This is a genomic window from Agarivorans gilvus, assembly GCF_001420915.1.
In the GTDB taxonomy this organism is placed as follows: domain Bacteria; phylum Pseudomonadota; class Gammaproteobacteria; order Enterobacterales; family Celerinatantimonadaceae; genus Agarivorans; species Agarivorans gilvus.
The window spans coordinates 1,757,461-1,777,214 of sequence record NZ_CP013021.1; the positions used below are offsets into that span (position 1 = coordinate 1,757,461).

Annotated in this window: 18 protein-coding genes, 1 other RNA gene and 1 pseudogene; 9 read left to right on the forward strand and 11 right to left on the reverse strand. The window is 47.4% G+C overall.

Translation table 11 applies throughout. The annotated features are described in order from the left end of the window. Together AR383_RS08245 and tolC are read left to right on the forward strand one after the other, a co-directional pair. Positions 1–3,072 carry an efflux RND transporter permease subunit gene (locus tag AR383_RS08245; protein WP_055732699.1) on the forward strand — a complete coding sequence of 1,024 codons (3,072 nt, stop codon included), beginning with the start codon at positions 1–3 and terminating at the stop codon, positions 3,070–3,072. A gap of 89 nt (positions 3,073–3,161) precedes the next feature. Next, positions 3,162–4,487 carry an outer membrane channel protein TolC gene (gene tolC, locus AR383_RS08250; RefSeq protein ID WP_083481547.1) on the forward strand — a complete coding sequence of 442 codons (1,326 nt, stop codon included), beginning with the start codon at positions 3,162–3,164 and terminating at the stop codon, positions 4,485–4,487. A gap of 131 nt (positions 4,488–4,618) precedes the next feature. Here tolC and AR383_RS08255 read toward each other — a convergent pair whose 3' ends face one another. From AR383_RS08255 to AR383_RS08280, 6 genes are all read right to left on the reverse strand, one after another. Further along, complete coding sequence (locus AR383_RS08255; protein WP_198150223.1) at positions 4,619–5,830, reverse strand: FAD-dependent monooxygenase; 1,212 nt, start codon at positions 5,828–5,830, stop codon at positions 4,619–4,621. Between the two features lie 18 nt (positions 5,831–5,848). Next, positions 5,849–6,385 (reverse strand): FAD-dependent monooxygenase, encoded by a 537-nt coding sequence (locus AR383_RS22330; protein WP_055732701.1) that lies wholly within the window; start codon positions 6,383–6,385, stop codon positions 5,849–5,851. 11 nt (positions 6,386–6,396) lie between these two features. Further along, entirely contained in the window at positions 6,397–7,044 is a 648-nt protein-coding gene (locus AR383_RS22335; protein WP_055732702.1) for an FAD-dependent oxidoreductase, read from the reverse strand. 2 nt (positions 7,045–7,046) lie between these two features. Next, a complete protein-coding gene (gene pepP / locus AR383_RS08270; protein ID WP_083481548.1) occupies positions 7,047–8,339 on the reverse strand; it encodes a Xaa-Pro aminopeptidase in 1,293 nt (430 codons plus the stop codon). Positions 8,340–8,363: 24 nt separating this feature from the next. Then, on the reverse strand, positions 8,364–8,927 hold the full coding sequence (locus AR383_RS08275) for a UPF0149 family protein (protein WP_157051678.1): 564 nt from the start codon (positions 8,925–8,927) through the stop codon (positions 8,364–8,366). A gap of 90 nt (positions 8,928–9,017) precedes the next feature. Next, positions 9,018–9,623, reverse strand: a complete 606-nt coding sequence (locus AR383_RS08280; RefSeq protein ID WP_055732704.1) for a hypothetical protein — start codon at positions 9,621–9,623, stop codon at positions 9,018–9,020. Positions 9,624–9,890: 267 nt separating this feature from the next. Here AR383_RS08280 and zapA point away from each other — a divergent pair, with 267 nt between their 5' ends. Together zapA and ssrS are read left to right on the forward strand one after the other, a co-directional pair. Then, positions 9,891–10,199, forward strand: a complete 309-nt coding sequence (gene zapA / locus AR383_RS08285) for a cell division protein ZapA (RefSeq protein ID WP_055732705.1) — start codon at positions 9,891–9,893, stop codon at positions 10,197–10,199. Positions 10,200–10,238: 39 nt separating this feature from the next. Then, a non-coding RNA gene (gene ssrS, locus AR383_RS21245) (6S RNA) lies at positions 10,239–10,420 on the forward strand. 507 nt (positions 10,421–10,927) lie between these two features. On the opposite strand, the gene AR383_RS08290 is transcribed toward ssrS, so the two are convergent. The 5 genes from AR383_RS08290 to AR383_RS08305 form a co-directional block, all read right to left on the reverse strand. Continuing rightward, positions 10,928–11,182 (reverse strand): hypothetical protein, encoded by a 255-nt coding sequence (locus AR383_RS08290; RefSeq protein WP_055732706.1) that lies wholly within the window; start codon positions 11,180–11,182, stop codon positions 10,928–10,930. A 54-nt stretch (positions 11,183–11,236) separates the two neighbouring features. Continuing rightward, complete coding sequence (locus AR383_RS08295) at positions 11,237–12,046, reverse strand: hypothetical protein (protein ID WP_055732707.1); 810 nt, start codon at positions 12,044–12,046, stop codon at positions 11,237–11,239. A 129-nt stretch (positions 12,047–12,175) separates the two neighbouring features. Then, positions 12,176–12,829, reverse strand: a complete 654-nt coding sequence (locus AR383_RS08300; protein ID WP_055732708.1) for a cupin domain-containing protein — start codon at positions 12,827–12,829, stop codon at positions 12,176–12,178. 136 nt (positions 12,830–12,965) lie between these two features. Beyond that, entirely contained in the window at positions 12,966–13,061 is a 96-nt protein-coding gene (locus AR383_RS21505) for a MetS family NSS transporter small subunit (protein WP_157051679.1), read from the reverse strand. A gap of 1 nt (position 13,062) precedes the next feature. Beyond that, positions 13,063–14,550 carry a sodium-dependent transporter gene (locus AR383_RS08305; protein WP_055732709.1) on the reverse strand — a complete coding sequence of 496 codons (1,488 nt, stop codon included), beginning with the start codon at positions 14,548–14,550 and terminating at the stop codon, positions 13,063–13,065. A 483-nt stretch (positions 14,551–15,033) separates the two neighbouring features. Between AR383_RS08305 and AR383_RS08310 the strand changes: the two genes are divergently transcribed. The 5 genes and pseudogenes from AR383_RS08310 to AR383_RS08330 all read left to right on the forward strand — a co-directional run bounded on the left by AR383_RS08310 (position 15,034) and on the right by AR383_RS08330 (position 19,584). Then, entirely contained in the window at positions 15,034–15,753 is a 720-nt protein-coding gene (locus AR383_RS08310; protein ID WP_055732710.1) for a YebC/PmpR family DNA-binding transcriptional regulator, read from the forward strand. 107 nt (positions 15,754–15,860) lie between these two features. Then, positions 15,861–16,445: a 5-formyltetrahydrofolate cyclo-ligase gene (locus AR383_RS08315; protein ID WP_055732711.1), complete on the forward strand. Its 585-nt coding sequence runs from the start codon at positions 15,861–15,863 to the stop codon at positions 16,443–16,445. Positions 16,446–16,578: 133 nt separating this feature from the next. Next, positions 16,579–17,231 (forward strand): annotated as a pseudogene (gene rpiA, locus AR383_RS08320) (ribose-5-phosphate isomerase RpiA). Positions 17,232–17,487: 256 nt separating this feature from the next. Further along, a complete protein-coding gene (serA, locus tag AR383_RS08325) occupies positions 17,488–18,717 on the forward strand; it encodes a phosphoglycerate dehydrogenase (protein ID WP_055732712.1) in 1,230 nt (409 codons plus the stop codon). Positions 18,718–18,909: 192 nt separating this feature from the next. Next, positions 18,910–19,584 (forward strand): GntR family transcriptional regulator, encoded by a 675-nt coding sequence (locus AR383_RS08330; protein WP_055732713.1) that lies wholly within the window; start codon positions 18,910–18,912, stop codon positions 19,582–19,584. Positions 19,585–19,754: the final 170 nt, after the last annotated feature.

Here is a 19,754-nt window from a genome sequence, read left to right on the forward strand (position 1 = left end):
ATGAATGCAGCACTTTACAGTATCAACCACAAGGTTATCAGTTGGATGGTGGTGATATTAATGGTGGCTGGCGGCATCATCGCCTTTAACGGCTTAGGTCAGTTAGAACAGCCAGAATTTACCATTAAGAGCGCCTTAATCATCACCCCTTATCCGGGAGCCAGCACCGAGCAAGTCGAAGAGGAAGTCACGCTTCCTCTAGAGGATGCTTTGCAGCAAATGTCGCAACTGAAACATGTCACTTCAATCAACAGTGCCGGACTGTCACAAATTGAAGTAGAAATGAAAGATCAATACGACAAACAAAGCTTACCGCAAGTATGGGACGAGCTAAGACGTAAAGTTAACGATAGCCTTGGCGAACTGCCTCCGGGTGCGGCTCAGCCAATTGTTATCGACGATTTCTCCGATGTATATGGCTACTTTGTGAGCATTACCGGTGAAGGTTACAGCTACCGTGAGTTAGATAACTACAGCAATTTAGTTCGCCGCGAATTGGTAACCACTCCTGGGGTGAAAAAGATCTCGGTGGTAGGCATGCCTGAAGAGCAAGTAGTCGTTGAAATTAGCCAGCAAAAACTCACTGCGCTGGGCTTAGAGCCCGACTACATTTATAGCTTGTTACAAACCCAAAACGTGGTATCCAATGCCGGTAAGATGTTGGTAGGAGACCTGCGAGTGCGGATCCACCCCACCGGTGAGCTCAGCGATATTTCAGAGCTAAAAAATCTGTTAGTAAGCCCACCCAGTAGTAGCAAATTAATTTACTTGGGTGATATTGCCAATATTTACCGCGCTAACAGCGAAACGCCCGATGCGCTTTATCACTTTAACGGCGCTAAAGCCTTGTCAATGGGGATCTCTTATAGCTCTGGGGTAAACGTGGTTGACGTATCCAAAATAGTCAGCGCGAAAATCGCCGAGCTACAATCAGAAATGCCGATTGGCATGAACATCGCTGTGATTTACGACCAAGGTAATATTGTAGAAAGTGCGGTGAGCAATTTCTTAATCAACTTTGCCGAGTCGGTGGCCATTGTGATCATCGTATTGTTGCTGTTCATGGGACTAAAATCAGGCTTACTGATTGGCGGCGTCTTGGTGATTACCATTTTAGGTACCTTCATCGTGATGAACGTACTTAACATTCAGCTACAAAACATTTCTTTGGGCGCCTTAATCATTGCACTAGGGATGTTGGTAGATAATGCCATTGTGGTCACCGAGGGGATCATCATTGGCATTAAGCGCGGTCAAAGCCGTACTCAAGCTGCTGCTGGCGTAGTGAAACAAACCCAATGGCCGTTATTGGGCGCCACGGTGATTGCCATTATGGCCTTTGCCCCGATTGGTTTATCTTCTGATGCCACCGGTGAATTTTGTGCCTCACTGTTCAAAGTGCTGCTGATTTCACTGTCGATTAGCTGGATAACCGCGATTACCCTGACCCCATTTTTCTGTCATTTGCTGTTCAAAGACGGCGATACCAGCGAGGCCGAGCAAGATCCTTACAGCGGTACGATCTTCAACATTTACCGCGCCATATTGCATACTGCCATGCGCCATCGCGTCGTCAGCTTGATGGTGGTATTGCTGATGTTAGTATCGGCGGTATTTGGTATGAGTAAGGTGAAAAACGTGTTCTTCCCTGCATCAACCACGCCCATTTTTATGGCCGATATTTGGTTGCCTGAGGGCACCGATATTCTTGCCACCGAAGCCTTTGTTAGCCAAATCGAACAGGACTTGTTTGACTCCGACTCAAGGCTGCAACATGGCATACGCAACGTCACCAGCGTGGTGGGCCAAGGGGCACAGCGTTTCGCTTTAACTTATCAACCAGAAAAATCCTACGCGGCCTATGCTCAGCTGATCATTGAAATGAAAGACTTAGACAGCTTGGCGGTATACGCGCCGTGGCTAGAGCAAACCCTAAGAGAGCGTTACAGCGACGCCGAATATCGCGTCAAGCTAATTGAAAATGGCCCTTCTCCAGCGGCTAAAATTGAAGCACGTTTCTATGGTGATGACCCAGCAGTATTACGCAGCTTAGCCGAACAAGCAGAAGCCATATTCCATGCCCAGCCAGCGGCCGATAACATTCGTCATACTTGGCGTAATCAGCAGCTGCTAGTTCGTCCACAAATGGACTTAGTGCGCGCTAGAGAAATCGGCATTAGTAAACAGGATCTCGATGCCACCTTGCTACGCAACTTCAATGGCCAACAAATTGGGGTCTACCGCGACGGTTCTCACTTATTGCCGATTGTGGCCCGCGCTCCCGAGGCCGAGCGTAAAAATGCCGATAGCGTCAACGAGTTGCAAGTATGGAGCTCCAAGTACCAAAGCTTTGTACCAATTGAGCAATTGGTAAGCTCGGTGACTAGCCAATGGGAAGATCCGCTGCTCCTACGCCGTGACCGTAAACGCTTGATTACGGTATTGGCCGATCCCGCCTTAACCGGTAACGAAACCGCTGACTCGCTACTGCGCAAGGTTCGCCCAGCGATTGAAGCCATCGCGCTACCCGACGGTTATTTCCTAGAATGGGGTGGCGAGTTTGAAACCTCTAGCGAAGCACAACAAGGTATTGCGGGCTCTATTCCTATGGGCTACCTCGCCATGTTCTTGCTAACGGTATTGCTGTTTAACTCGATTCGCCAGCCTTTGGTGATTTGGGCAACCGTACCCTTAGCCATTATTGGCGTAAGTTTTGGCTTGTTAGCACTGGACGCCCCCATGAGCTTCATGGCGATTCTCGGTATGTTGAGTCTTAGTGGCATGATCATTAAAAACAGCATCGTATTAGTCGACCAGATCAACCTTGAGCTCAGCGAAGGCAAAGCCGCCTTTGCCGCGGTTTACCACTCGGCGGTAAGCCGGGTACGCCCAGTCGGCATGGCAGCCTTAACTACCATGTTAGGGATGATTCCGCTGCTGGCCGACCCCTTCTTCAAATCCATGGCCGTGACCATTGTATTTGGCTTAGGCTTTGCCACCCTGCTTACCTTGGTGGTTCTACCGGTGATTTACACCTTGGTATTTAGGATCAAGATCCCTGCAAAGTTTTAACCGCCACTAAAGGGTGGCTTGCTCTCCGGCAAGCCCCTTTAATTTGAACATCTTGCGCCAGCCAAGGCTGGCGTCTCAAGGAACAGACAATGACATTGAAGCTAAAATCGCTATTGCTAAGTACTGCCTTAGCAGCCAGCTTTGCTGTATCAGCAGACGACCTGCTACAGATTTACCAATTGGCAGAAACTCGCGATCCACAGATTTTACAAAGTAAGGCCGATCGCGACCAAGCCTTTGAAAATATCACCGAGCAACGCGCCGCCTTATTGCCACAAATTGGTTTTAGTGCCGGTGCCAGCTACACCGCTACCGATAATCAGGCCATCGACAGCATCAGCAATACTCAAGCCTCCTTAGGTTTGCAGCAAGCGCTGTATTCGCCCAGCTCATGGAAGAACCTGAGCATTAGTGAAATGAGTGCCGCGCAAGCCGATGCCCGCTACCAAGCTGCTCAGCAACAGCTGATGATGCGAGTCAGCGAGGCTTACTTTGCCGTGCTGAGTGCGCTTGACCAGCTTAATTTTACCGCCGCCAACAAACTGGCCGTGGCGCGCCAGTTAGAGCAAACCAAACAACGCTTTCAAGTAGGGCTAACTGCAATTACCGATGTGCATGAAGCACAAGCGGAATACGACCGTACTCTAGCCGAAGAAATTCAAGCGATGAACAGTCTGAGTAATAGCTACGAAGGCTTACGCGAAATAACCGGCTTGGAACATCGCCAACTCAGCTTGTTAAACGCCGATTATTTCTCGGCGCAACCACCCAAGGGCGACAGCCAAGCTTGGTTAGAGCAGGCCAATCAACACAATCTGCAATTACAAGCGAATCGGATTGCCAAGCAGATTGCCGAACAGCAAATTAAGCTGGCCCAAACCGGCCACCAGCCCACGCTTAACCTGGCGGCCTCGCTGGGCTATGACAACAATAGCTACGGTAACGACAACTACGACCGAAGCAATGGTGGCTCAGCCAATAGTGGCACCATTGGCCTAGACTTTTCATTACCGCTTTATAGTGGTGGGGCTATTTCTTCGCAAGTTAAACAAGCGCAATTAGCCTACATCTCGGCTAGCGAAGCCTTAGAACAACGCTTTCGCAGCGTACAAAGCCAAACCAACTCTTTATTAAACAACGTTAATGCCAGCGTTAGCTCGATCAAAGCCTACCAACAGACAGTCGTTTCTTCTCAAAGTGCGCTAGCTGCTACCGAAGCGGGATTTGAAGTGGGCACCCGCACCATAGTTGATGTGCAAGATGCGACGCGTAACCTGTATTCGGCCAAGAGCCAACTGGCCAATGCCCGTTACAACTACATTCTGAATGTACTTTATTTGAAGCAAACCGCCGGAAGCCTCAACCCAGAAGATTTAAAACAGATCAATGCCGGCTTAATGCAGCCCAGTGACTAAAGCGCTATTCCCTAGCCAATGATGGCATAGGGGAAACGCCCCCTCTGCAGAACAACTCCTTTGAAGCCTTGAATTTTGCTTCGCTATCCAGTCGCCTCTGCTACTGGATTTTTTTATTTAAGCGAGGTCGTTTATGCCGATTTAACCGCAGCGCGTTTGGGTAGATCTCCGGCTAAACCCAAGGCGCGCAGCATCGCCTGACGTTTCAAAGGCTCGGCCTTATCCACCACACTCATGCCCACGCCGCGTAACAGTTTTAATGCGGGATTGGCATTGCCAAAAATGCGCTTGAAAAACTCCATCGCGGCAATCATCTGGCTGGCCTCGCTCTTGCGCCAACGCTCGAAATGACGCAGGTTGGCGTAATCGCCTAGGTTTTTACCGGCTTGCTGTAAGTCAATTAACTGCTCGGCCAAGGCGGCGGCATCCATCAAGCCTAAGTTCACCCCCTGCCCAGCTAAGGGGTGAATAGTATGGGCGGCGTCACCAATCAAGACAAAACCTTTACCGGCAAAGTCTCGCGCATAACGCATGCGTAAGGGAAACGCACCCAACTCACCCACTCGCTGACACAAACCTAAGCGATGATCAAAGGCCATGGTGAGTTGCTTATTGAAGTCTTGTTCGCTAAGGCTTTGTAGTGCGCTAGCTCGCTCAGGTGAGACCGACCAAACGATTGAGCAATGATGCGGGTCACTAAGGGGTAAAAAGGCTAAGGGGCCTTCGGGGCTAAATATTTGTCGAGCACAGCTTTGATGTGCTTCGCTGGTTTTGATGGTGGCCACAATGGCAGTGTGTTGGTAGTCCCAATAGCTTAGCGGTACCGCCAGTTGCTCACGCAGCCAGGAATTTGCGCCATCGGCGGCCACCAACAGCTTACAACTTATGGCTTGACCATTGGCAAAACTCAACCAAGATTCGCTGTCACCACGGTGTAGCTTGTCCACCGCTTGCTCAATAAAGACCACATTGCTTTGCTGGCTTACTCGCTGCCATAAGGCATACCGCACGATGTCGTTTTCAACGATGTGGCCTAGTTCATCTACCAGCAGTTGCTCGGCCTGAAAACGAATTTTAGCAAAACTGTCTTGCTCCCATACTTGCATATCATGGTAGGGCGCCACACGTTGCTCACAAATACTTTGCCATACTCCCAACGAGCTTAAGAAACCTTGCGAAGATAAACTAATCGCGCTCACTCGCAGGCTGTAGTCTTGCAAGAGTGGAGCTTGGGCAGGTTTAGGCTCAACGATGGCAATCTTAAGCGGGCTATCAGCCAGCGCGGCCGCTAACGCCAAGCCCACCATGCCACCGCCAATAATGGCAATATCTACTGTTTGCATCACGTTGTCCTAATCCAATTATCGAGAAAATAAACCAAGGCTTTGTTTAGCCAATAACAACTTAAAACTGGGGCAAAGCTGCATCGCCATTAGCCCTAAATTACGCGGTATCACCGAGCTTTTATCGCTACTAGCAAACACACTGGCAAGACCGGCGGTCATGGCGATGGTGCGCTGAATATCGTCTTGGCGTAGTTGTTGATAAGCGTCCAACAGGCTATGCGCGCCCAAATCTAGCCCTTGCTGCCACTGTTGTAATAGTAGTGGCGCCAGAGCTGCCACATCACGCAGCGCCAAATTAAAACCTTGGCCGGCAATAGGATGCAAACTGTGGGCAGCATTGCCTATTAGCAACATACGATGCGCAAATAAACGAGGGTAATAACGCAATACCAAGGGATAAGCGGCTCGCTTACCCACCGCAATAAAGCGCCCGGCGCGATAACCAAAGGCTTGTTGTAACTCGCTTAGAAAGACCTGCTCATCGGCGCTTTGCAAGCGCTTGGCTTGCTCGGCTTCTAAGGACCATACCACCGACCAACGCTGCTCGCTCATGGGCAACAATGCTAAGGGCCTTGTTCGGTAAAACGCTCAAAGGCCCGTCCGGCGGGATCCTGATCGGCCTGAACGTTGGCTATCAGCGCATACTTGGCAAAATCATGTTGCTGCTGATTTCCAATTTTTTGGCCAACTAAAGAGTCGGCACCATCGGCACCAATTAATAAACTGCCACTCAGGCATTGCTGGTCATCTAGCTCTAGCAGCACCTGCTGTTGCTGCTGCTCAATGTGCTTCACTCGGGCTGGGCAAAACAGACTAATGCCTTGGCGCTGAGCGAGCTGTTGATGCAGCTCTCGTCCGGCATGTTCCAGCTCAATCACCTGACCGAGAGCGTCCAAGTGATACTCGTCGGCTTGCATGCTGGTCCAGCCGCAATGACCTCGGTCAGACACATGAATATGCTCGATGGCACAGCCATAGGGCGCCATATTCGACCACAAACCTTGCTGCTGAAACCAACGCAGCGAGCCCGCAGACAAGGCTATTGCTCGCCCATCAAAGCCCGGATGCTGGCCAAAGTTCAATTCAGCCGCTTCAATTAAAGCAATCTTTAAGGGCTTAGCGCTGGGCGTTTGGCTTAAGGCCAAGGCTAGGCTGGCACCGGTCATACCGGCACCAACAATGATAATGTCGAAGTGTTGCGGCTGGCTCATAGTTAACTCGCCATTAAGGCTTCAATTTCTTCAATGGTTTTAGGCACGTCGGCGGTGAGAATTTCACAGCCCTGCTCGGTCACCACCACATCGTCTTCAATACGAATCCCCATGCCTTTGTATTCGGCGGGTACGTCGGCGTCATGCGGAATATACAGCCCCGGCTCAATGGTTAAGGCCATGCCTGGCTGCAAGGGACGACTACGCTTAACATCGTGATAGTCACCCACGTCGTGAACATCAATCCCCAACCAGTGCCCTAAGCCATGCATGTAGTAGGCTTTATAGGCTTCAGACTCGATCAGTTGACTCACCTCACCCTGCATAATGCCCAGATCTACCAAACCTTGAACCATGATATTTAATACCACTTGGTTTATCTGGTAGATAGACACCTCTGGTTTAATCATCTCTAAGGCGGCTAACTGGGCAGACAATACTACATTATAGAGCTTGGCCTGAGGCTCACTAAACTTACCGTTTACCGGAAAAGTGCGAGTGATATCACCGGCGTACATTTGATACTCGGCGCCAGCATCAATCAGCACCAAGTCACCGTCTTCCATTAGGCTATGGTTTTCGGTGTAATGCAGAATACAGGCATTCTCGCCCGCGCCAATAATGGTGCCATAGGCCGGTGAACGCGCGCCAGCCATCAAGAATTCGTGGTGGATTTCGGCTTCCAATTGGTATTCCCACATACCCACTTGGCAGCTGCGCATGGCGCGGCAGTGTCCCGCCGCAGAGATTTCTCCGGCGCGGCGCATTAAGGCCACTTCTTCAGCCGATTTAATCAAGCGCATTTCATCAACTATTGGCCGCCAATCTTCAATTACACTCGGCGCTTGCCAACCGTGACGCAGGCCATTACGCAATAGCTCTACAGCGGCCAAAATTTGCTGATCATAAGCAGGATAACGCCCTTGCGCCATATACAGCTTACTTAGGCCATTTAGCTCAAGGTGCAGGTGTTCAGCCATGTCTTCAATGGCTAAGGCTTTATCCACTTCTAAGCTGGCCAAGGCTTGCTCTTGTCCCAGTCGCCGCCCCTGCCATATTTCTGCGAGCTTATCTTTGCGACGATTAAACAAGACACTACGCTGAGTATCGCCTTGCTTAATCAACAGCAATACAGCATTGGGCTCGTTAAAACCGCTGAAATAGAAAAAGTCGCTATCCTGTCGAAATGGATATTCAGTATCACGACTGCGGGTTTGCTCTTCGGCTGCAACAAAAATCGCAGCGCTGTTGTCTGACATAGCGGCAAATAACTGCTGACGGCGTTTTATAAACACAGCAACTCCTTGGCTTGTAGCTTTTTAATGTAGCGTGGGTTGTTGTTGATCGGCGTCGTTTCCGGCGAGGTGAGCGAAGATAGTAATCGCTCCTATGCGAACATATTCAACAACTTGGAATAAGGCCTGTTCGTTTTCTTCGTCTTCATCAAGATCCGAAGACAATTGGCTAATTTCGGTAAAATCTTTAATTAATTCCTGAACGTCTTCGGCCAGCTTGTTAAGGTCGTTTTGCACTACCCCAAAGCCCACCAAAAAGCTCTGCACCCATTGGGCCAGCGCTTCGGTACGTTCTTCTACCAGCGCTTCATCTTCCGGTAGCATTAACTGAAAGCCTAACAAGCTGTCGCTCATTCCACTGTGGGTGGCTTCCATGACTATTTTAAGTTTGTTTTTAATTTCGACTGGCAGCCCCTGACCATCGTTAATCAGTTGATTCATTTGGCTCATCCAGTCGCCATTACTCGGCAAACCGGCGGCTAACAGGCCGCTCAGTAAACCATGTACTTCTGCTGGGCTAACCATGACTTTAGAACTGAGTAGCAGTTCTCCCAGCGCTTCATAATCTGGATATACGATTTTACTCACAATAAACACCTAAGGACTGTTAATCAGCTAATCCTAACACTGCTTAAGTTTAGCAGCCATGTTAAAGATAGATTTAACCGCTGCAACAAGCTAATTTTGCAGGGCTTGTTTTAACTGCTGGCGGCGCGCCCTAACCCGTTCGATATACTGCTCGCGAAACAGCTTAATTAGACTGCTTTCCTGCTGACGAATAAAGCGAGCCGATAAGTGAGTGGCCTTGGTAAACTGCAAACACAGTTGCGGATAAGGGTCACGCTTGTTGTCAATTTTCCGGCAAATCCTTGCTTCAAACTGATGTTCATAACCCTGCTCACTGCAGTTATTACTTAAGGCTGCAAACTCTTCTTGTGCATCCTTGGGGAGGTACTCAATCACCTTGGCTAAGTCTTGGTTAAAGAAAATACGGCCAATTAAAATCTTACTGGAAATCGGCAGCGGTTCAGCAGACGAGCGCCATTGAATACGACAACCACCTTCAGAAATATCGAGTACTGGAAACACATAGTCACCAATATGCATCATCGGTAAAAACTGCCCTAAATGAGCATCTTTGATTTCCGAAGGTTTACGACCTTGAGCAGCCACCTTAGCGACTTTGGCATTCAGCATCTTGATTAATAACTGAATTAAGCGCACCGGATAAACAATGCGATAAAATCTACGGCGTTCGTCGGCGAAACGCTCTGCTTGCGCCATGTTTTTTACTTTCCTAACAACAAATAAGCGGGCGGAGTAGCAACTTCAGTGCGAACTGAAGCGAAATTGCTCAACATGGTGGACAAATAAGCTTATTTATTCAAGCAATTGTGTTGGCTTTTATGGCACTCAACATAAGATTTGTACAGCTTTACAGCAAACTGTTCGTTATTAGCGCAGCAGGTAGCCTAGCGTCTCTTCAATGGTTGCAAGTTAATGCCTCGCGCTATATATTCACTCGAGAATAGAGTTTAGCTAAGGCGAATCATGGCGCAGGGCGTAGACATAATATTGTTAGGCAAGAACTACCGAGTTGCTTGCCCGGAAGGTGAAGAAGATAAGCTTCGCCGAGCCGCAGACGAATTATCCCAGCGCTTAGCCACTCTGAAAGAAAAAACCAGAGTTAATAGCACCGAGCACTTAGCCATAATGGTGGGTTTGCATCTCGCTTACGAGCTGCATAAAGAACAAGCCCAGAATCAGAATTATGCTGATAACATGAATCAGCGCATAGTAGAGCTACAACGCACCATTGAACGCGCTTTGTTAGAACAAAGCCAACCCAACATTGACTAGCTATTTGAAGCTTTACTACAGTGTAAATTAGAGAGTTTAAAATTCCTGGGGTGTTCGCCAGTTGGTGATGTCCCTGAGCCGATAATTGTATCTTAAGGGTAACTTTTTTCTGCTACTGAGCATGCTCAGCTCGACTGAGAAGCCTACGGTATGAGACTTGTTTCCCGCCTTGAACCACATGGTTCAAGGGCTAAAACCAACAGCGGCACTCTGGGTACTTTTTCAAGCTTGATAAGCTCAAAACAACTCCCATAAACCACATAAAATGCAAGTAATTTGGATTACTGTGAAAAGTGCTACATTCAATCACCTCACGAATGAATGATTGAATGCTTCAAGTAAGTATCAGGCGATATAGCCATCTAGCCCTTTAAAAGAAGAGTAGCCATCATCCACCATCACAGTCGAACCATTAATAGCACTCGCTTCTGGAAAAGATAAATAGCATCAGCAATTTCTGTCGGCTCAATAATTCGTCCTTTCATATGGAGTTTACCGCCGCTCTCTTCGCTTGGTTTATCAATCATTGCGGTTTAACCCAGCCCGGTGCAACAGACAATACACGAATGCTAAAAGGCGATAGCTCTCTTGCCATTGCTTGAGTTGCCATGCACACACCACCTTATAAAAGTTCTTACTAAGAAATTCACCAAAGGCCTCTTAACAGCGAAGTAAAAAAGCCTTTAACGAAGGTGTTTGAGCTAGTTTAACCGAGCACGGCTTAGTTTTTACTTTTTGTCTTTTTTGTTGTTTTTATCATGGCCTTTACCGGGGTTGTTGTCGCCATGAACACTGCGGTTTTCTTTATCTCCTTTACCCTTGTTGTCGGACTGGCAATCTTTAGATTGCATCTGCACATTATCGCCATCTAAGCGAATACAATCTTTATTAATCTCCAGTTTATCTGTTGATACCGAAACATCAGCCTGAGCCAGCCATACCGGGAGCAGCAGTAAGCAGAACAAGCCTGTAAGTTTTTTCATAACACGCCATCCTTATCTATATCTATGGGGGATCCCTGTAAGTCTAGGTTATGTCTAGGGCTGCGTCGATTCACGCAGAGTCGGCTCGGCGTTAATCAGGTAACGGCTAATAATGCTATCTAAACGTTGCTGATTTTCTAGCGAGGCAAATTCTTGGTCGAGCAAACGCAGCAATGGTTTACTCCAACCCAAGCTAGGTTTTAAGGCTAGATAAAATGGTGAATGGTTTAAGGTGCCAGCCTGTCGAATCAAGCTCTTATCATAATGGAGACTCTGCATCACCAGTTCGTCTTCAATCACCACCGCCACACGCCGGTATTCCAGCAGTTTGAGTAAGCGCAATTGAAGCTGGTCCCCTTTGATAGCATGTACCAACTGGCGATGTTCGGGGTCATCAATGAAGCTATCGATGGGTTCTCCATAGCCATAACCGGCTATTAGCCCTAAGGGACTGGGCATGCTAAGCAAAGAACTCTCATCAACAAAGCTCCAGTCACTATCCTTGTGGGTAAAAAAGCTCACTTTATAGTCCATGATCGGTACTTGACCAAACAGCAGTGCCGGGGCCTCTTCATGCACGGCAGTGAGCAGACCGTCGATATGACCTTCGCTATTGGCCAACTTTACCGCCCGCATCCAAGGGTAGCGCTCTACCACTAAACGAATTTGATGCTTGGCCAATATCTCGGTGAGGTATTCGGTAACAATACCAAGCTGCTGTGGGCTATCGCCTGAGGTATAAGGCGCCCAGTGAGTGCTGGCTAAAGTAATTTGTGAGGGAAGCGCCGCCAATCCGCGGGCAAACACAGCTAAGTTTATTAGCGCACTAATAATGACTAGATTAACTAACTGAGTTAAACCCATTGGCACCCATGCTACGGCCCTACATTAGCTAAGATATAGTGAGTTTAAGGCTAGTGAGCAATAACTTAACTAAATGCCAATAGCGCCAATAAGGCTAAGCCGATATGCCCAACGATGAAAAAGCCCGGCTCAATCGATGGGCAAATGACCGGTTTTAACCAGAATAATGGTTTCTTGCTTAACAAAGGGATGGTGCTGACTTAGATGAGGATTACGTAGCCAAGAGTATTTCGGATAACAACCACGTTCGTCGTTAAACTCACCCGATAACACTAAAATTTCTTCGCCGCCGAAGTGGCGATGAGCTTGAAAAACCTCTCCTGCTGGCCACTTCACCAAGGCCACATGTTCGTGTTCAAAGTCATGCAAAGGCATCACTTGTAAACCGCCTTGTCCGGCCATCCAGCTTTGCTGCTGAGTATTAATGCGCACGGGGGTTAAATCGCGTGGATCAAACTGGTTCAGCTTGACGAAAATCACACAGCCTTGTTTGCTGAAAGGGCTATGTTTACTGCCCGGAGGATTGCGTAGGTAGCTGCCTGCTGGGTAATCACCATGTTCATCGGAAAATACGCCTTCCAGTACAAATATTTCTTCACCCAAGGGATGACTATGTTCGGGAAAAAATGACTCACTAGCGTACTCGACAATGCTGGTAACATGGCCCGACTCCTTAGCTTCACGCTCTAGTGGCTTGCGTAATACACCGGGCGCGGGGCTGGCTTGCCAATCCATTTGCTGGGTATTGATCGCTAAAGCTTGGCTAAAGTCCATGTGCAACATTGTTTTCGCTCCTAGGTGAAATTGGCTTGTCTTGTTCATTCTAGCGCATGCCCATGATTGTGAAAGAACAGAATAGGCCAGCCACAAATAGCAAAAAACCAAGCCGAAGCTTGGTTTTTCTGAGTAAGAGTATTGCTTAGCGGGCTTTGATGGCCCGGCGAATACAAAAGATGGCTCCGCCCCAAGTACAGGCAAAACCTAGCAACATCATAACAATGGCAATCGGTTCCATATTATTTCTCCTCTGCTTGCATTGGTGCAGTTGGTAACTTACGAATAATCACCGATAGCACAACTAGAATAGTCACTAGACCCCAACCAAAGGTCATTAAGTCAAATTGACTGTAACCGCCGTAACCGTTTTGTAGTAGACCCACAAAGTTAGTGCCTAAAATCACCAACAAAATGGCCGGGCTAATAAAACGCAAGCACCAAACAAACCAGTCACCAATCATTAATTCTGAGCGGCGATTGGCGTATTCTTTCAGCTCAGGTAAGCCTTTAAGCATCCAACCAACCACTAGTAGCTCTAATAGACAGCTGCCTAAAATACCCACGTTATTCATGAAGTAGTCGACCACGTCTAGCAGCAATAAACCACCATTAGTGGTAAACGCGGTTGAGACCGCCAAGGCAACACCACAAACAATGGTAGCGGCCTTTTTGCGGCTGTAGCCAGTTTTGTCGATAACCGCAGAAGTTACCGCTTCAATAATCGAAATCATTGAGCTCAAACCCGCAACGGTTAAGGCTAAGAAGAACAGCGGACCTAGAATATACGGCGCGGGTAATAAGTTAATGGCAGTAGGAATAGTCACAAAGGCCAAGCCAACCCCAGCTTTTACTACTTCAGTAATGGCCACGCCTTGCTGGTCTGCCATGTAACCCAAAATAGAAAAAATCATAATACCGGCGAGGATCGAGAAGCCACAGTTAATCATCACCGTCATAAAGGCATTATTGCTGATGTCAGAGTCTTTAGGCAGGTAGCTAGAATAAGCCAACATAATGGCGAAGCCGACACTCAGAGTGAAGAAGATTTGGCCATAGGCCGCCGACCATACACTGGCGTCCATAATTTTAGAAAAATCAGGCTTAAACAGGTAGTTCAGCCCTTCTATCGCTCCAGGAAGGAAGGCCATGCGTAAAATCAAGCCAATTACCATAATGAATAGTAAAGGCATCATAATTTTACTGGCGCGCTCAATACCGCCTTTCACACCAGAAAATACTGCCGAGAAGGTAATCAACCAAGCAATAATCACAGGCACCAGAATATGTGACTGAATATTACCTAAGTTGCTTGGGCTGTTATCGCCAAGTTGTAGATATTCGGTGAAGAAGAAGGCATTAGGGTCAGAGCCCCAGCTTTGCGAGAAAGAAAAACCTAAGTAGGAAATCGACCAGCCAATTACCGCCACGTAGTAAACAGCAATAACAAAGGCCACTAAAACCTGAAACCAGCCCAACCATTCTAAACGACGCCCTAGCTTGGCGAAGACTCGCGGCGCTGCGCCACGCATTTTATGGCCAAGGCTGAACTCCATAATCATAAATGGAATGCCGGCGGATAACATGGCAAATAAATAAGGGATGAAAAATGCACCACCACCATTTTCGTAGGCCATATAAGGGAAACGCCAAATATTACCTAATCCGATGGCTGAGCCCACTGCGGCCATAATAAAGCCCACTCGCGAACCCCATTGTTCTCGTTTCATATAATCTCCTTGAAACTGAAAGGAGAGTAAAGCGGCGTCCGCCGTTTGTACTGTCCTTGTAAATCTATGTTGTGTAATAGCTGTACCTTGGAATTTTTAGTGTCTACAGCCATAAGCCGGCGATTCTACAAAATAAAATGCTATAAAAATAGCCAAGCAACTGGAAAAGACGAGCACAAACCACTCAAACAGAGGAAAACATGTTCAAAATCATAATTATGCCAGCATAATTTTAATCTAAGGCAACTAAGCATTTAGCAAGTTTAAGTCGTGGCTAGTGCGGTGATGCAAGTCGAGCACGAATGACAAAGCCTCTAGACCATCCCTCGCAGCAGAGCTGCCAATTTAGCCCTGTTTGGCTGATAATTTACTCGCTTTAAGCGCATTCTTTGAGCTGAAACCGCGCCAACTCTTGTTCCTTGCGTTCTAGCTGGTAAAATCCTTCCCCAGAATTTTTAGTATCAATAAGAAAAGAGCATCCCAATGGGTAGAAGTTTTGAAGTTCGTAAGGCCTCTATGGCCAAAACCGCTGGTGCCAAAACCAAGGTTTATTCTAAATACAGTAAAGAAATTTATGTTATCGCCAAAAACGGCGGTGCCGATGTTGAGGCCAACCTACAATTGCGTAGCGTAATTGACCGAGCTAAAAAAGATCAGGTACCTAGCCACGTAATCGAAAAAGCCATCGACAAAGCCAAAGGCGGTGCCGGTGAAGATTACGTTCCTGCGCGCTACGAAGGTTATGGCCCGGGTGGCTGCATGGTGATTGTTGACTGTTTAACCGATAATAACAGCCGTACCTTTACCGACGTACGCCAAGCCTTTGTTAAAACCAAATCTAAAATTGGTACTCAAGGCAGCGTGGCTCATATGTTCGACCACCAAGCGATCTTCTCTTTCAAAGGAGATGACGAAGACGCTATTTTAGAAATTCTATTAATGGACGATGTTGAAGTGACCGATGTTGAGTGTGAAGACGGCATGATTACCGTGTTTGCCCCTCACACCGAATACAACAATGTGAAAACGTCACTGACCAACGCCATGCCTGAGATTGATTTCGAAATCGAAGAAATCAGCTTCATTCCGCAAAGCTACACCAAAATCACCGGTGACGACGTAGCACTGTTCGAAAAATTTCAAGCCATGCTAGACGACAGTGACGACGTGCAAAACGTTTATCACAACGCCGAGGTAGATTAGTTCCTAAGGAACAGCTTCAACCAAGCCTGCCCTTCAGGCTTGGTGGCCTTGCTCCTAAGCCTGCTTCAAGGCACACTAAAGACTTTAACCATCACTAGCAGCGCGCCATGAATTCGCCGGATCTACGCCAACAGCTACGTAAACAAGTTCGCCAACAGCGCTGCGCGTTAAGCCCCACCCAGCAAAGCGAAGCCAGTCAGGCGGTGCTTGCTTACCTGCAAAGCCATCCACAGCTAGACAATATGCAGGCCATCGCCCTGTATTTAGCCTTTGATGGAGAGCTCGATCTACAGCCCTTAATTGAATGGCTATGGCTGCAAAATAAACAGGTGTACGTGCCCTTAGTAGACCTCATGGAAATGGGCGAGATGCACTTTCACCGTTATCGCCCCAATAGTCCGATGCAAAGTAATCGTTTTGGCATTAGTGAGCCGGTGTTTAAGCGCAATGAAGTTATCGACTGCCAGCAGCTAGATTTAGTGCTAGCCCCCTTGGTCGCCTTCGACTCTCAGGGCAACCGCTTAGGCATGGGCGGTGGCTATTATGACCGTCTGCTAGCCAAAATAGACGGCGAACGCCCACTAGTTATTGGTTTGGCCCACGACTGCCAACAAATTAACGAGGTACCCATTCAAGCTTGGGACAAACCACTGAAACAGATTATCACCCCCAGTAAATGCTGGTCTTGGTAATGGCTTAAATAAAACCTAGCAAGCCTAAAATATCACCATTCTAAGTTGGCGTTCCGGCCAGTGCTTGGTTATAATCCGCGCCAATTCGCTGGCCCGCCCAGCATTTCCCCATGACCTTGCTTGGAGCACCACAATGACACAAGATGAAATGAAAAAAGCCGCGGGTTGGGCCGCCTTAGAATTTGTTGAAGATGATGCCATCGTCGGCGTAGGCACAGGCTCTACCGTACAACATTTCATTGACGCCCTAGCCACCAAAAAAAATGTCATCAAAGGGGCGGTTTCTAGCTCTGAAGATTCCACTAAAAAACTCCAAGCCTACGGCATTGAAGTTTTTGATTTAAACAGCGTAGATGAATTGTCTGTATACGTTGACGGCGCCGACGAAATTGACCCACGCAACCACATGATTAAGGGGGCGGTGCAGCTCTAACTCGTGAAAAAATCATCGCCGCAGTGGCCGAGCAGTTCGTTTGTATTATCGACAATACTAAAGAAGTTGACGTGCTTGGAACATTCCCGCTGCCGGTTGAAGTGATCCCAATGGCGCGCAGCTATGTTGCTCGAGAGTTAGTGAAACTCGGTGGCGACCCTGTTTATCGTGAAGGTGTGGTTACCGATAACGGCAATGTAATTTTAGATGTGCACAATCTTTCGATTGTTGACCCGGTCAAAACCGAGCGTGAGATTAACGCCATTGTAGGTGTTGTCACCAATGGTTTATTTGCCGCGCGTGGGGCAAACCATGTGATTATTGGCACCCCTGAAGGGGCTAAAAAACGCTAATTTAATCGACACGAAAAAAAAAGAGCGTCAGTGACGCTCTTTTTTTATATCTAATATTTTGCTACCCCAAAGAAAAAGCTAATTTCCCTTGGCTAATCCACGAATATACAACAGTAAAAAACAAAAACAAAAACCAACACAGCATATTATCTACAAGATGAATAAAATTTGATGTAATAAAATTACATTCCCTAAGTGCTGCTTTTTTGCTAAATTTAGCCGCTCGAGCGGTAACATGGGTATTAGGAAATCAAACATGGCAAAGTATTCGTTAGGCAAGGAAAAAATTAAGGTTTTGTTGTTAGAGGGTCTACACCCGAGTTCATTAGAATCTTTTCAAGCGGCAGGTTATGACAACGTTGAAATGGTCAAAACTTCGCTAGCGGAAGACGAGCTAATTGAAAAAATTAAAGATGTTCATTTCATTGGTATTCGTTCCCGCACCAACCTAACCGAGCGCGTTCTTGCTGCGGCCAATAAACTGGTAGCCATTGGTTGTTTCTGTATTGGTACTAACCAAGTTGACCTAAAAGCCGCCCAACAAAAGGGTATTCCGGTATTCAATGCTCCCTTCTCTAATACGCGCAGTGTGGCCGAATTAGTATTAGGTGAAATTATTTTACTACTTCGTGGCATTCCAGAAAAAAATGCCAAGGCTCACCGTGGTGAATGGATCAAATCTGCAGACAATTCTTATGAAGCACGTGGTAAAACACTGGGCATCATCGGTTATGGCCACATTGGTACTCAGCTAAGCATCTTGGCGGAAACCTTAGGCATGCGCGTATATTACTACGACATCGAAAACAAATTGTCGCTAGGTAACGCCACCCAAGTAGCTGACTTAAACCAGTTATTGGCAATGAGCGATGTGGTTAGCTTACACGTGCCAGAAACCCCACAAACCAAGTACATGTTTGGTGAGGCGCAATTAGCGGCCATGAAGCCCGGTTCGATTTTAATCAACGCGTCTCGCGGCACCGTGGTAGACATCGACGCCTTAGTGTCAGCCTTAGATAGCAAGAAAATTGCCGGTGCGGCCATTGATGTATTCCCCACCGAGCCTAAATCAAACAAAGAAGAATTCGAGTCGCCATTACGTGGCTACGACAATGTGATTCTTAGCCCACACGTGGGCGGCTCAACTCAAGAAGCTCAAGAAAACATCGGTATTGAAGTGGCCTCTAAATTGGCTAAATACTCAGACAATGGCTCTACCTTGTCGGCAGTCAACTTCCCTGAAGTAGCCTTACCTGAGCATGTTGGCACTAGCCGCTTGTTACACATCCACCATAACCAACCAGGGGTGTTAACCAAGATCAACGCCGCCTTTGCTGAAGAGTCAATTAACATTGCCGCTCAGTACCTACAAACCAACGAAAGCATTGGTTACGTGGTGATAGATGTGAACAGCTCTCAGTCTGAGCAAGCCATTGCCAAACTGAAAGAAATTGAAGGCACCATTCGTGCTCGCGTATTGCACTAAGCAATAAGTAATAAGTAATAAGTAATAAGCGCTTATAAAAGACCAGTCGCAAGGCTGGTTTTTTTATGCCCACGTTTTAGCCAAAGCCCTGTCAGCCCCGCCTAAGGAGTAAGAGTATATTTACAAAACTGGCCAGACTATGCGAATCTTAGCCCCAATACTTATGATGATATGGTTTCAGGCAAGCAGTACATGGCAGTAGCAAGCAGTAAAAAAACCGCATTAAACCGGCAACCCCTTCATATTGAAGTTGCGGCACTGGTGCGAGAAATGATTAAAGATGGTTCACTTAAGCAAGGTGAGCACATTAAAGAAATTGAACTCTGCGAGCAACTAGCGGTAAGCCGCACCCCCTTACGCGAGGCCCTAAAAGCCCTGCACGTTGAAGGTTTGGTGCATATTGAAACCAACCGCGGCTCTTGGGTATCCAAGATTAGTGCTCAAGAATACTTAGATGCCTTTGAAGTAATGAGTAGCCTTGAGCGCAAAGCGGCTGAGCTGATGACCGAGCGCGCCAGCGATCAGCAACTCAAAGAGCTGTTTATCATTCATCAGCAGATGGAAAACTACTTCCAACAAAAAGACAAAAAGAACTACTTCGAGAAAAACCAACAGATCCACTCCAGCATTATTCGCGCCTCGGGCAATCAAAAACTCTGCCAACTACACCAGCAATTGCTTAACCTAGTCACCTATGGCCGCTTTCAGGCCATCAATTCAGACTACCGCTGGAAAGAATCGATGCAAGAGCATCAAGATCTGATTAAGGCGCTATTGCAACGCGATGGTAAAAAGGCCGGTGAGATCCTCTCCACCCATGTGATGCATACCGGACATGTGCTAGCTAAAATGTTTGAGCAAGCCTAAACACTCCCTGCGCGCTAGCGAATAGCCCGCTGTTCGCTACTGCACCAACTCGTTTAAAACTCGCCCCACGGAAGCACCAAACCAGTGCAATTTTATACTGACATTTATCTTAAAATTCACACAAAATACATAAGGCATTGAAAATAATACAAATTTAACCAGTGGCACAA